This is a genomic window from Streptomyces sp. NBC_00239 (assembly GCF_036194065.1).
GTDB lineage: Bacteria > Actinomycetota > Actinomycetes > Streptomycetales > Streptomycetaceae > Streptomyces.
This window is the reverse complement of record NZ_CP108095.1, coordinates 7,563,900-7,577,467: the sequence shown is the minus strand read 5'-3', so window position 1 is coordinate 7,577,467 and position 13,568 is coordinate 7,563,900. Positions and strand designations below refer to the sequence as shown.

The window sequence follows — 13,568 nt, the reverse complement described above, 5'->3', positions numbered from 1 at the left end:
CTCGAGGAGCGGGCCCGGGCAGAGCCCGCCAACCCCACGCACCCTCCAGCCCCTCCGGCGCTTGAGGAGCGGACCCGGGCAGAGCCCGGTACCCGGCGGAGCCGGGTTGTCTTCGGGCTCCGCCCCAAACCCCGCGCCTCAAACGCCGGCGAGGCTGGATGCTGTCGCACGCAGCGCCGACAAGAGCCGGGTGTTGCCGCACGCAGTGCCGACAAGCCCGGGAGTTGCGCCCTGCGCCCCACCCGGGCGATCCGGCACGGCGGGAATGTATTCCGGTGCGCCGCACCAGAGAGCCCGATTAGCCTGCCCGACATGCCCATTGAGATGAACGACACCGTACGCAGCCTGCTTGACGTACCGCACCCGGCCGTCTTGTCCACCCTCAACCCTGATGGCAGCCCGCAGAGTTCGGTGGTCTGGGTGAGCCGTGACGGCGGCGAGCTGCTGATCTCCACCGAACAGGGCCGGCGCAAGGAACGGAACATACTCCGCGACCCACGCGTCGGCCTGACCGTCTTCGACCTCGCCAACCCCTACCTGTACGTCGAGATCCGCGGCACGGCCACCGTTACCGAGGACGCCGACCGCGCGGTGGCCGTCCGCATCGCCGAGGAATACCTCGGCCCGGGCGGCGGCAAGGAGTACCTGGAGGCCCCGCCGGAAGAGGTTCGAGTGGTCGTCCGCATCACCCCGACCAAGATCCTCGGCAACGCCACCAAGACCGCCTAGATTCCGTCCGGCGAGTCATGGGCGGGGCCACCGACGGCCCGGGAGTTCTCGAGCCGGTTGATCGTGCGCTCGAGCTCGTTGCGGCGTTTGTGGATCTCGCTGTCGAAGCCGGTGGGCCGGCCGCCCTTGCTGCCGCGCCGTTTGCGGTCGGCCCGCTGGTCCTTCGGTCCGGGGACGGTGTGCTTGCCCGTTCGGACCCGGAACAGGGTCCCGCCGGCCGGGGGGGTTCAGGAGCCGGTGGGCCAGGGGATTTGGGGGGAGTGGTAGTAGGCGATGCCCAGGGCCTTCCAGCGGGGACCCTGGGAGGCCAGGCGGCGGTCGAAGGCCTGCACGTCATGCGTGCTCCACGGCGACCAGCCGAGTTCGGCGATGGCGGGCAGCCGGGGGAAGGCCATGTAGTCGAGGTGGGCGGACGTCACGAGCGTCTCGGACCACAGCGGGGCCTCGACCCCGGCGACGGCGGACTCGCCGACCCCGGTGAGCTGCCCGGCGGGGTTCCAGTCGTAGGCCTTGTTGACCTCGATGTAGCCGGCCCAGGACAGCCCCAGCGGAGTGTTCCGGTTGTACTTCATGTCGAGGTACGCGAGGTTCGCCGGCGACATGATGACCTTCGTGCCGCGGGCCGCGGCCGCCGCGAGGGCGGTGTGGGTCCGGGTCGTGCCCCAGTACTGGGCGACGGTCGACGGCAGCGGCGTCGCGTTCGCGATGTCGTGCCAGCCGACCACGGTCTTGCCGTACGCGGCGACGATCTTCTGGGCGCGGTCGATGAACGTCCGGTAGTCGGCCGCGGGCGTCGAGGCCGCCTCGTCGCCGCCGATGTGGATCCACGGGCCGGGCGTCAGCGCCGCCAGCTCGCCGATCACCTGGTCGATGAACGTGTACGTGACCTCCAGCGGCACGCACAGCGAGCTGAAGCCGACGTTCGTCCCCGTGTACAACGGCGGTGCGACGCCGTCGCAGTTGAGCTCCGCGTACGAGGAGAGGGCCGCGTTGGTGTGGCCCGGCATGTCGATCTCGGGGACGACGGTGATGTAGCGGGAGGCGGCGTACGCGACGATCGCCGAGTAGTCGGCCTGGGTGTAGTGGCCGCCGGGCCCGCCGCCGACCTGGGTGCTCCCGCCGTGCACGGCCAGGTTCGGCCGGCTCCTGATCGCGATGCGCCAGCCCTGGTCGTCGGACAGGTGCAGGTGCAGGGCGTTGACCTTGTACAGGGCGAGCTGGTCGATGTAGCGCTTGACCTGGGCGACGGTGAAGAAGTGCCGGGCCACGTCGAGCATCGCGCCGCGGTAGCCGAAGCGCGGCTTGTCGGTGACGGTGCCGCCGGGCACGCTCCACGGGCCGGGCTGGGCCGAGCGGCTCATCACCTTGGCGGGGAGCAGCTGGAGCAGGGTCTGGACGCCGTGGAAGAGGCCGGCGGGGTGGGTGGCGCGGATGACCACGCCGGTGGCGGTGGTGGTGAGCGTGTACCCCTCGGGGCCGACCGATGCGGGCGCGCCGGACAGGGCGAGCGCGATGCCGCCGGCGGTGGGCCCGCCGGTGGTCACGGGCAGGGGGTAGCCGGTGGAGGTGCGCAGGATCCCGGCGAGGTGGTCGGCGACCGGCCGGGCGCTCGCGCCGTCGGCGGTGATGCCGGCGCCGGAGGTGAGGGCGAAGGCGGGGCCGCTCGCCACGGCGCTCGCCGGGGCGGGCACGACCGTGTTGGGGAGGGCCCCGGAGACGGCGGGGCCGGGTCCGGCGGCCGAGGGTTCCGCCGGCGCGGGCCGCGCCTGCACGGCGCCGCCGGACAGCAGCAGCCCCAGCGCGGCCGTGGCACTGACCAGAGCGTGTCGAAGTCGCATGGTGCTCTTCCTCCTTGGCGCTGCGGTTTCCGTTCGGGAATGCGGGGATGCGGGGGTGCGAGGGCCCGGCGCGCGCGGTCGGCACGCGATCGGTGCGCGCGGTCAGTGTGCCGGTAGCGGCGTGCGCGCAACAGGGCGCGTTCGGCGGGCCGTCGTACTCAGGGCGGACTGAGTACGGACGCCCTGCCGGGCGCCGGGCCCGGGCGGCGAAGGTGGGGGCATGGGACACACCGCCTCCGAACTGGCCGCCGCGACACCGGACTCCCGCGACCGGTACGTCGATCTGCTGCGGATCGCCTCGCTGGGGACCGTCGTGCTCGGGCACTGGCTGATGGCTGCCGTGACGGACGACGGGATGGGGAACCTGCTGGCCGTCGTGCCCCGGTTGCAGGTCCTGACCTGGGTGCTCCAGGTGATGCCGGTGTTCTTCTTCGTCGGCGGCTTCTCGCACGCGCTCTCCTACCGTTCCCTCGCCCGCAGGCAGCCGGCCGCCGGCGCCGGCGCGCCGGACGAGGCCGCCTCCGCCGGGCTGTACCCCGCCTTCCTCCGGGCCCGGCTGCGGCGGCTGTTGCGGCCGACGCTGGTGTTCGTGCTGGTGTGGAGTGCGGCGGCGCTGGTCGTGCAGCTCGCGGGCGGCGGCGGGCAGGGCCTTGCGGCCGCCGCGCTGCGGCTGGTCACCCAGCCGCTGTGGTTCATAGGCATCTACCTCGCGATGGTGGCCTTCACCCCGCCCCTGCTGCGGCTCCACGACCGGTACGGCTGGGGCGTGTTCGCCGCGCTGGCGACGGCTGCCGCGCTGGTCGACGCGGCGCGGTTCGCCGCCGGCGTGCCCTACCTGGAGTTCCTCAACTTCGCCTTCGTGTGGCTGGCCGTGCACCAGCTGGGCTTCCTGCGTGCGGACGGCCGGATCCGCCGCCCCGCGCTCCTGGCCGGGGCCGGACTCGTCGCGGCCGTACTGCTCGTGCGGTTCGGGCCGTACCCGCTGTCGATGGTGGGCATGCCCGGCGAGAAGGTCTCCAACATGGCGCCGCCCACCCTGGCGCTGCTCGCCCACGGCCTGTGGCTGGTCGGGGCGGTCGAGCTGCTGCGCCGGCCCGCCGCCCGACTGTTGACCCGGCCCGCGGTGTGGCGTCCGGTCGTCGCCGCCAACGGGCTGGCCATGACCGCCTTCCTCTGGCACCTGACCGCGATGCTCGGCGTGTACGGGGCGCAGCTCGCGCTGGGCATCGCCCTGCCCGAGCCGGCCTCCGCCGCCTGGTGGGGCCAGGTCCCCGTACGGATCGTGGCCGCCGCCGCACTGACCGCCGTACTCGTCGCCCTGTTCCGGCGGTTCGAGGCTCCCGCGGGCCGGGCCCACCGGCCGGGCGGTCCCCTGCGGCCGGCCGCGACGGCGGTGTTGGCGTCCGGCTCGGGCGGGCTCGCCGCCGCCGGTGTCACCCTGTGCCTGCTCGGGGTCCTGGGCCTGTCCCTGACGGGGCTCGGCGGGCTGTTGGAAGGCCGTACGGCCACGCTGATCGCGTTCCCCGTGACCGCGCCGGCCGCGGTGGCGATGGTGCTGGCGGGGTGGGCGGCGGTCGAGCGCTCCGGCTCCCCCGGCCGGACGGCCCGGCGGGCTCGCGCGAACCGCCCTTCCTAGCCCGCGCGCCTACGAATACGCAGGTCAGAGCCCGGCGGCTGGTCGGCGCCGACCGGTTTCCGGTCGCAAGGGGTGGCGGCCGGGGCTACGTTGGTCGGGGGCGGCTGCGGTGCCGGGGGGTCTCGCGTAGGAGGCCTGGATGACGACACGATGGCGCGGTACGGCGGCCACGGCGCTGGCGATGGGACTGGTGCTGACACCCCTGAGCGCGTCGGCGGGGTACGCCTGGGACCGAGCGGCGCCGGCTTCGGCGGCCGTGGCGGCCCCCACCCCCACCCCGACCCCGGCGTCCGGCGATTTCCCGGTGCTCACGCCCGCGGTGGCCCAGCAGCTCGACGACGCCGTCCGCAAGGTGATGCGCCAGGCCTCGGTTCCCGGGGTGAGCGTGCACCTGTCGGCTCCCGGCAAGGGCACGTACGAGAAGTCCTTCGGCGTGGCCGACAAGCAGACCGGCCGGCCGATGACCCCCGACCTGTACGTGCGCATCGGCAGCGAGACCAAGACGTTCACCGTGACGGCCGTGCTGGAGCTGGTCGACGAGGGCAAGATCGGACTCGACGACCCCATCGGCAAGTACATCGACGGCGTCCCGAACGGCGACCGGATCACGTTGCGCGAACTGGCCGGGATGCGCAGCGGCCTCTTCAACTACTCCGCGGACCCCGGCTTCTACAAGGCGCTGACGACCGATCCCGACCGACCGTTCACGCCGCAGGAGTTGCTCGACTACAGCTTCAAACACCCGGTGCTGTTCGAGCCGGACGCCAAGTTCTACTACTGCAACACCAACCTGATCCTGCTCGGCCTGGTGGTCGAGAAGATCACGGGCGAGCCGCTGCACGAGTACATCGCACGCGAGGTCATCGAGCCCGCCGGGCTGCACCACACGGTCTTCCCTACCGACGCGGCCTTCCCGTCACCGCACGCCCAGGGCTACACGAACCAGACCGCGTCCGGAAAGGTCGAGGACGCCGCCGACTGGAACCCGTCCTGGGGTTGGGCGGCCGGAGCGATCATCTCCCGGCTCGACGACCTGAAGACGTGGGCGAAGGTGGTGGCCACCGGCACGCTGCTGACGCCGGCCACCCAGGCCCAGCGGCTGAAGGTCAAGGAGGCCCTGCCGGGCGCCGGTTACGGCCTGGGCATCTTCAACGTGCAGGGCTGGATCGGGCACAACGGCTCGCTTCCCGGCTACGAGACGCTGACCGTGTACCTGCCGGAGTCGCAGGCCACCATGGTGGTCGTGCTGAACACGGACATCCTCTACCAGGGCAGCATCGAGCCCAGCACGCTCTTCGGTCAGGCCATCACCGAGATCGTGACTCCGGAACACGTCTACAACCTGCCGAAGCCGGTGACCGGGACTCCCTCAGCCACCCCGTAGTCCTGCGGTACCCCGACTGCCTGGTCCTGCCGTAGCCCCGGCGCCCGCCGGGGCTACGGCGCGTGCAGCTCCTCGGCCGCCACCGCCGCGATCACCGCGGCGACCGTGGACAGGGCGGGCGAGTCGAGTTTCCACTGCTGCCAGTACAGCGGTACGTCCAGTGGCGGCGCGGAGTCCAGCCGGACGAGGGCGCCCGAGCGCAGCAGTGGCGCCGCCTGCGGTTCGGGTACCAGGCCCCAGCCCAGCCCGGCCGCCACCGCCTCGCAGAAGCCCTGCGAGGCGGGGATGTGGTGGCGGACCGGGCTCGCGCCGGAGCCCTCGCCGGTGAGGGTGCGCACGAAGGCGTCCTGGAGGTCGTCGCGGCGGTCGAAGACGATCACGGGGGCGGTGCGCAGGCGTGACGGGAGCGGCCCGGCCAGGTGGCGGGCGGCGAAGCCGGGGGCGGCGACGGGAAGGTAGCGGGCCAGGCCGAGGCGGCGCACGGTGCAGCCGGCGACCGGGTCGGGCGAGGAGGTGACGGCGGCCATCACCTGGCCCTCGCGCAGCAGCGCGGTGGTGTGCGACTCGTCCTCGCGGTGCAGTTCGAAGCAGATCGGCGGGTCCTGGGGCACCCGGCTCAGCGCGGGCAGGAACCAGGTGGCCAGCGAGTCGGCGTTGACGGCGATCGGCAGCCGGGCCGGGCCGTGCTCGTCGGCGAGGCCGAGGGCGGAGCGCGCGTCGCGTTCGAGCCGGGCCAGCTGGCGGGCGAAGCGCACCACGACCTCCCCGGATTCGGTGGGGCGGACGGGTTTGGTGCGCATGAGCAGGACGCGTCCGGTGCGCTGCTCCAGGGCCTTGACCCGCTGGCTGACGGCGGAGGGGGTCACGTGGAGCACGGCGGCGGCCGCGTCGAAGGTGCCTTCGTCGACCACGGCGAGCAGGGTGCGGACCTGGTCCAGGGGAAGCTCTTCCATCACGAGAGCTAAGGATACGTAAGAATCTTTAGCTGTACTGATGGCCGGGCGGTCCATACGGTCGTCGGTATGACTAGTGGCATCACCGCGGCGGCAATCGCCGGATTCGGCACCGGACTCTCCCTGATCGTCGCCATCGGCGCGCAGAACGCCTTCGTGCTGCGGCAGGGGGTGCGCCGGCACGCCGTTCTCGCGGTGGTCGCGATCTGCGCGGTCTCGGACGCGCTGCTGATCACGCTCGGGGTGGCGGGGGTGGGCGCCGCCGTCACCGCCTGGCCCGCGGCGCTGACCGTGGTCGGTCTGGCCGGCGGCGCGTTCCTGCTCACGTACGGGGTACTGGCCGCCCGCCGGGCGCTGCGGCCCGCCGCGGAGGGCGGGCTGACGGCGCAGGGCCCGGCGGCCGGGTCGGCCCGCGGCGCCGTGCTGACCTGCCTGGCGATGACCTGGCTCAATCCGCACGTCTATCTGGACACGGTGCTGCTGGTCGGCTCGCTCGCCTCCGACCGCGGCGATCAGCGGTGGGCCTTCGGGGTGGGCGCGGTGCTGGCCAGCCTGATCTGGTTCACCACGCTCGGGTACGGGGCCCGGCTGCTCAGCGGGCTGCTGTCCCGGCCGGCCGCGTGGCGGGTACTGGACGGCCTGGTCGCGGCGACGATGCTCACGATGGGCGGCCTGCTGGTGGCGGGGGCGTAGGCCGCCCGACGCGCACGAGGCCCTCGCACCCCCTCTCGGACTTCCCGCCCGACCGGCCCGCCCGCCCGACCGGCCCGCCCGCCCGACCGCCCGCCCGACCCGCCCGTCCGGCCCCGGCCACCCCTGACGGTCCATCACAATTGCTCCGCATGGGGTAAATGCCATATAAATCGCATCAGACATCGACCGCGACAACCGGAACATATGATCCCTTAATGCCATCGTCGCAAGGGCAAGAGCGGGCCGGCAGGCGGCCCGCCGCTGTGACGACGATGGGGGAACCATGCCGTTCCGCAGGAATTCCGCGAACTCCAGGAGCCGGTTGAGCAGAATCTCGGTCATGCTCGGAGCCGGAATGCTCGCCGTGCCGGCCTCGGTGGCGAGCGCCGACGAGACCCCGGCGGCCCAGGCCGTCCCGTACGGGGACGTACAGGTGACGGTGCCGCCGGACTGGCGCGTCGTCAGTTTCGAGGAGACACCGCACGCGTGTCTGCGGCTCGACAAACCCGCCCTCTACCTCGGCCATACCGGCGACCAGGCCGAGTGCACGGCCTCCGCCGTCGCGCGCGACCGGGGCGACACGCTGCACCTGGAGCCGGCCGACGGCGCGCCGGAGCGGGCGGACATCCCCACGGTGACCGTCCAGCCCGGGCAGCGGCTCCCGGACGGGCTGCCGGAGTCGCCCAGTGGGGAACTCCGGTTCGTTCTCGAACAGCAGGGTCTGGTCGCGACCGTCGGCTACGGCACCTCCCCCGACCGCGTCGTCGAGATCGTCCGCGGCGTGCTCGCGCAGGCCGAGGACGGCGCCGGCGAGTGGCGGACCAGACGCCCCACCCGGCCGCCCGCCAAGGAACCCGTCGTCCCGGGGGCGTTCAAGGGCCGGGCCTTCGACGCGTGCACCGCGCCCAGCCCCTCCCAGATGCGCGCCTGGCGGGCCTCCTCCCCGTACGCCGGGGTCGGCATCTACATCGGCGGCCCGGCGCGGGCCTGCGCGCAGAACGCGCTCACCCCGGGCTGGGTGAGCGACCAGGCCGCGGCCGGCTGGCACCTGATGCCCATCTGGGTCGGCCCGCAGCCGTGGACCGGCAACTCCAACTCGCTGTCCACATCGCTCTCCGGGGCCGCGACGCAGGGCCGCACCGCCGCCGAGGGCGCCGTCACCGCGGCCCGCGCCCTCGGTCTGGGCGAGGGCACGGTCCTCTACAACGACCTGGAGAACTACAGCGACCGCGCCCGCTGGGACAAGCCGGTGCTGTCCTACCTCGACGCGTGGACCCGCCGGGTGCAGGAGCACGGCTACCGCTCCGGCGTGTACGTGGCGAAGTCCTCGGGCGTACAGGCGCTGAGCGCGCAGTACACGAAGGGCGCGTACACGATGCCGGACGTGCTGTGGACGGCGAACTGGAACGGCTCCGCCGACGTCGGGGACTCCTCCATGGGCCTGCCCGCAGGGCGCGGCCAGTGGCCGGGGAGCCGCCGGGCGCACCAGTACAAGGGCAACGTCTCAGAGTCGTACGGCGGCGTGCGGATCTCCGTCGACCGCAACCAGCTCGACGTGGGCGATGCCGCCGACGCCCCGGACCCGGTCTTCTCCGTGAACACCACGAACATCATGGCCGCCGCCGACTTCACGGGCGACGGGCGCGCCGACATGGCCGCCGTGCACCGGGACGGCTCGCTGCACGCCTACCACGCGGACCAGAACGGCAAGCTGACCTACGGCGGCCGACTGTGGCCGGACCGCACCTGGGGAGCCGTCCGGCAGCTGGTGGGCGGCGACTTCACGGGCAGCGGCGCGGCGCAGCTGGCCGCCGTCTGGGGCGACGGCTCGCTGCACCGGTACGAGGCGGACGAGGACGGCACCCTGCGGCACGCGGGCCGGATGTGGCAGGACACCACCTGGCGGAGCGTCCGGAAGCTGTCCGTCTGGAAGGCCGCCGACGGCGGCCGGGACGGCCTGGTGGCCGTCTGGAACGACGGCAGCCTGCGCCGCTACCAGGCCCGGGCCGACGGCACCCTCGAAGCCGGTTCGGCCCGCATCTGGAAGGACAAGACCTGGCGGAGCGTCCGGCACCTCACCAGCGGCCGGTTCACGGAGTCCGGCGGCACCGACCTGGTCGCGGTGTGGGCGGACGGCTCCCTGCGGCGCTACCCCGGGGACGACGCGGGCACGGTCGGCGCCTCGCGGCCGATGTGGCGCGACCGGACCTGGGGCACGATGCGGGCGGTGGTCGCCGCGGACTTCACCGGTGGCGGCGACACCGACCTGATGGGCTACTGGAACAGCCGCCGGCTCCACCTGTACGCGGGCCCCGGTGACGGCACGCTCAAGCCGGGCGTGGCCGCCGCCCGCTGATCCCCCGCCGACCCACCCGCCGGCCCACCCTCCGACCCGAGCTGTCGGGCCCGGCACGCCGGGCCCGCAAACCATCACAGAACCCTGGAAAACAGACGAGATCTGCCAGAATCTGGGGGCACTGACCAGGATCCGGGCCCTCTTGTTCACCACTTCAGAAGGATCGCCGATGACCGCACCCACCTCCGGCACCCGGCGCCGCCGCCTGCGCGGCGCCGCCGCGGCCGTCCTGCTGCTCGCCCTCACCACCACCGCCTGCTCGGCCGGCCGGACGGCGGTGGGACCCGTCAGGTACGCGGGAGAAGTCGGCAAGCCGACCGCGCACGACGAGGAAGGCGGCGGCGTGCACCTGGCCATCCAGGTGTCCAGCCCGTCCGTGAGCGGCTGCCACCGCATGGGCAAGGCCGCGACCGTCGTGGAGAACCTGACGCTCATCGACATGCGCCTGTACGAACTGCCCGACTGCCGCGGCAAGTTCACCTACCTCGCGACCACGTTCAGCGACCGGCGCGCGCCCACGGCCAGGCCCTGGCGCAGCTACTCCTTCGTGCACTGACCGCAAGCCGGACCCACCGGACCCACCGGACCGGCCGGGGTCCGGTGGGTGGAGCGGCGGGTGGAGCGGCGGTCAGCCCGACTTGGCGTAGTCGCCGAAGCCGGTCCAGTCCACTGCCACGCAGGGCTCGTCGCCCACCACCCAGGCATCGTGGCCGGGCGACACCTGCATGAAGTCCCCCGGTCCGTAGTCGGCGGTCTCGCCGTCGTCCATGACGACGTGCATCGCGCCGCTCACCACGTAACCGGTGTGCGCCGACTGGCAGCTGTCCGTGCCCGCCAGCGGCTTGATGTGCTGCGACCAGCGCCAGCCCGGTTCGAACACGGCCCGGCCGACGGGCCCGCCGTCGGTGTTGAGCAGGTCCAAGCGGCCCTTGCCCTCGGCGAACGGCCGTGTCTCGTCCGCCGTGTCGAAGCTCCTGCGTACCAGTCCGGTCATGCCCGATCACCCTCGCCCCGCGGGAAAGCCGACCCCGAGTCCACGCCCCATTTTACGCGTCCGGGCGGCGCGGGGCAGCGCGGGCGGGCGCCCCTCGACCGGGGTCCGATCTGCTCTTCTCACTGCCTCAGCGTGGTGGTCACCCCTAGGCTTGTGCGTCATCGTCCTGACGACACGCAGAGAGCCGCCCGTGCCTGAACCGAGCAATCCTCTCGCCCACCGCACCACGCTGACCTTTCCTCAAGGGCAGGACATCCTGCGGCACGTACGCAGGATCACGGCAGTCTGGTTGAACCGGAAGTTCGGCCGCGAGGTGCCGATAGCCTCCGGATTCCACCACCTCGACGACATACGGGTGCTCGTCTCTCAGGTCGCCTACCGCGCGGACGGCGCGGAGACGGCCATGCGCCTGCAACTGCGCGAGGACAACCCGGAGGCGACCTGGCGGACCACCGTGACCGCCGTGGACCCGGGCGAGGGCGCCCCGGCCGCGGTGGCCGTGGCGCTGGAGTGCTTCGTCCATCCCGGCTACGCCCCGGATCCCGCACGGCCACGCCTGGTGGAGCAGCTGGTGCAGGCCCTGCCCTGCACCGACGGCGGCACCGCCCTGACCCTCGAACCCGTACGCATCACCGCCGGCGCGGTGCCGGCGCTCATCGACGTCCTGTGCGACCCGGACCGCCGGCTGCCCGCGGTCGTCGCCGCCCGCCCGTTACGGGAGGAACCGATCTGGACGGCCCGGATGGGCAAGGCGATGACGAAGTGCTCGGGCGCGGCTTCCCTCTATTTACTGGAGACGGTCGCGGCGATCGACGCCTTCCGCACCGCGGCCGAGCACCACCGGGTCGCCCCGGGTGCCGTACGGACCTTCCTGCCGGACGTGGATCCCGCGTGGGCGGCCGACGCTCCGCGGCACCGCTACTCGACGGTTGCCCGGCTGTCGGACCGGCACAGCACCGCATCCTGGGACACCATCGTCCGGGTCGTCCAGCAGATGTCCACGGAGGCCGCACTGCCCGAGGTGCTGCGGACGATCGGCTTTCCCGACGACGAGCAGCGGCGGCGCGAGGAGCGGCGGGCCGCCTTGCACACCGCGCACAGCGGCGAGGAGACCCGCACCCTGCGCGAGCAGGTCAAGGAGCTGACGGCGCTGCTGGAGGTGGCCGACGAGGAGATCGAACAGCACCGCAGCTCGGAGGAGTTCGCGCTGCGGACGAACGCCTCCCTGGAGAAGGCGCTGCGGGCCGGCCGGACCCAGTGGGACCACGACATGGAAGAGCACCTGCAGACGCTGGAGGAGGTCGAACGGGCCCGGGCCGAGACCGATGTGCTGCGCAGCCGGCTGGCCCGGGCGGGCCGGGTGGAGGAGACCGTGATCGTCGATCCGTTACCGGCGCGGCCGACGAGCTTCGAGGAACTGTGGGACCACCTGGGCGTGTTCGCGCACGTGGTCGTCACCGCCGGGCAGGCGCCGGCGCTCGCCCTCGACGAGACGGACCGCAGCCGCGTGTGGGCGGCGAAGGTCTGGCAGGCGCTGCGGGCCCTGGACCGGTACGGCCGGGACGCCCGCGACGGCTTCCACGGCGGGTTCTACGAGCACTGCCAGTCCGACCGGTCGCAGTGGCCCATCAAGAAGGTGGCGATGGCGGAGACGGAGGCGACGATGGCCAAGTACGGGGACGAGCGCATCCTGCCCGTCCCGGTCGCCTTCGCGGCCTGCGGGGTCGCCGAGATGCAGCCGCACCTGAAGATCGACAGCAAGGGCGAGTCGCCCCGCATCCACTTCCTCGACGACACGAAGGGCGTCACCGGCAAGGTGATCGTGGGGTACATCGGCAAACACCTGACGAACACCAAGACCAACTAGGGCGAAGCGTCGGGCCGTTGCCGGCGCCCCGTTTAGGATCTTGGCGGTCCCGGCACAACGGCCGGGGCCGCCGGTCCGGCCGCACCCGTCGTACGCGCCCCGGCCCGGCCGCACCGCACCACCGCGAACCGGGAGCACCCGCATGGCCCGTCAGGCCCGCCAGGTCCGTCAGGAACGACCCGCCGCGACACCCGGGGCCCGCCGGCCGATACCCGGGGCGGTCCGGTGGGGCATCGCCGGCGGCCTGCTCGCCGCCGTCCTGGGCGCGGGCCTGCCGGGCGCGGGGGCCCTCCTCCCGGCGGCCGCGGCCACGGAAACGGCCGTGGGAGCGGTCACGGAAGCGGGCACGGCAGCGGAGCCGGCTGCGGGGACGGTCTCCTCGGCAGCCGCCCGGCGGGTGACGCTGCCGCCGGGCAACGCCCCCTTCGACTATCAGATCGGCGGCGCCTACCGGCCCGCCCGGGACGTCGAGGTCCTCGCGCGCGACCGGTCGGACAAGCCCGCGGCGGGCCGCTACACCCTCTGCTACGTGAACGCCTTCCAGGCCCAGCCGGAGGAACTGTCCTGGTGGCAGGCCCGCCACCCGGACCTCCTCCTCAAGGACCGGCACGGCCGGCACATCGTGGACGGCGCCTGGAACGAGGTACTGCTGGACACGTCGTCCGCCGCCAAACGCACCAGGCTCGCGGCGATCGTCGGCAAGTGGATCGACGGCTGCGCCAAGAGCCGCTTCCAGGCGGTGGAGCCCGACAACCTCGACTCGTTCTCCCGGTCCAAGGGGTACGTGTCGCGCGCGGACAACACGGCTTTCGCCGCGCTCCTGGCGAAGCGGGCGCACGCCGCCGGGCTGGCCATCGGGCAGAAGAACACCACGACGATGCTGGCCGTCGGCAAGCGCGTCGGCTTCGACTTCGCGGTGGCCGAGGAGTGCGGCCGCTACGACGAGTGCGGTGCCTACCGGGCGGTGTACGGCGGCCGGGTGTTCGTCATCGAGTACCGGCACCAGGACTTCACCAAGGCCTGCCGGGCCTGGGGGCGCACGCTGTCGATCGTCGAACGCAACCGGGACGTCCGCACCCCGCGGGCGAGCGGCTACGTGCGCAAGGCCTGCTGAGCCG

The 13,568-nt window shown here is 73.0% G+C and carries 11 protein-coding genes and 1 pseudogene; 8 read left to right on the top strand and 4 right to left on the bottom strand.

Annotated elements, in window-relative coordinates:
* The first annotated feature begins 312 nt into the window (after positions 1–312).
* A complete protein-coding gene (locus OG764_RS33565) occupies positions 313–729 on the top strand; it encodes a PPOX class F420-dependent oxidoreductase (RefSeq protein ID WP_328972093.1) in 417 nt (138 codons plus the stop codon).
* Positions 730–761: 32 nt separating this feature from the next.
* Here the strand turns inward: OG764_RS33565 and OG764_RS33560 are convergent.
* Both OG764_RS33560 and OG764_RS33555 read right to left on the bottom strand, forming a co-directional pair.
* Positions 762–929: pseudogene (locus OG764_RS33560) on the bottom strand (IS5/IS1182 family transposase); the annotation flags it as partial.
* Positions 930–956: 27 nt separating this feature from the next.
* Positions 957–2,567, bottom strand: coding sequence for a beta-N-acetylhexosaminidase (locus OG764_RS33555; protein WP_328972092.1), 1,611 nt, complete (start codon positions 2,565–2,567; stop codon positions 957–959).
* A gap of 220 nt (positions 2,568–2,787) precedes the next feature.
* Between OG764_RS33555 and OG764_RS33550 the strand changes: the two genes are divergently transcribed.
* On the top strand, positions 2,788–4,203 hold the full coding sequence (locus OG764_RS33550; RefSeq protein WP_328972091.1) for an acyltransferase family protein: 1,416 nt from the start codon (positions 2,788–2,790) through the stop codon (positions 4,201–4,203).
* Between the two features lie 139 nt (positions 4,204–4,342).
* On the top strand, positions 4,343–5,587 hold the full coding sequence (locus OG764_RS33545) for a serine hydrolase domain-containing protein (protein WP_328972090.1): 1,245 nt from the start codon (positions 4,343–4,345) through the stop codon (positions 5,585–5,587).
* A gap of 53 nt (positions 5,588–5,640) precedes the next feature.
* Here OG764_RS33545 and OG764_RS33540 read toward each other — a convergent pair whose 3' ends face one another.
* Entirely contained in the window at positions 5,641–6,540 is a 900-nt protein-coding gene (locus OG764_RS33540) for a LysR family transcriptional regulator ArgP (RefSeq protein WP_328972089.1), read from the bottom strand.
* Positions 6,541–6,609: 69 nt separating this feature from the next.
* Between OG764_RS33540 and OG764_RS33535 the strand changes: the two genes are divergently transcribed.
* The 3 genes from OG764_RS33535 (at position 6,610) to OG764_RS33525 (ending at position 10,145) form a co-directional block, all read left to right on the top strand.
* Positions 6,610–7,233: a LysE/ArgO family amino acid transporter gene (locus OG764_RS33535; protein ID WP_328972088.1), complete on the top strand. Its 624-nt coding sequence runs from the start codon at positions 6,610–6,612 to the stop codon at positions 7,231–7,233.
* Positions 7,234–7,573: 340 nt separating this feature from the next.
* Complete coding sequence (locus OG764_RS33530) at positions 7,574–9,589, top strand: DUF1906 domain-containing protein (protein ID WP_328972087.1); 2,016 nt, start codon at positions 7,574–7,576, stop codon at positions 9,587–9,589.
* 169 nt (positions 9,590–9,758) lie between these two features.
* A complete protein-coding gene (locus OG764_RS33525) occupies positions 9,759–10,145 on the top strand; it encodes a hypothetical protein (RefSeq protein WP_328972086.1) in 387 nt (128 codons plus the stop codon).
* Between the two features lie 72 nt (positions 10,146–10,217).
* Here the strand turns inward: OG764_RS33525 and OG764_RS33520 are convergent, their stop codons facing one another.
* Positions 10,218–10,583: a cupin domain-containing protein gene (locus OG764_RS33520; protein WP_328972085.1), complete on the bottom strand. Its 366-nt coding sequence runs from the start codon at positions 10,581–10,583 to the stop codon at positions 10,218–10,220.
* Positions 10,584–10,773: 190 nt separating this feature from the next.
* Between OG764_RS33520 and OG764_RS33515 the strand changes: the two genes are divergently transcribed.
* A complete protein-coding gene (locus OG764_RS33515; RefSeq protein ID WP_328972084.1) occupies positions 10,774–12,450 on the top strand; it encodes a hypothetical protein in 1,677 nt (558 codons plus the stop codon).
* A gap of 142 nt (positions 12,451–12,592) precedes the next feature.
* Entirely contained in the window at positions 12,593–13,564 is a 972-nt protein-coding gene (locus OG764_RS33510; RefSeq protein WP_328972083.1) for an endo alpha-1,4 polygalactosaminidase, read from the top strand.
* The last annotated feature ends 4 nt before the right edge of the window (positions 13,565–13,568 follow it).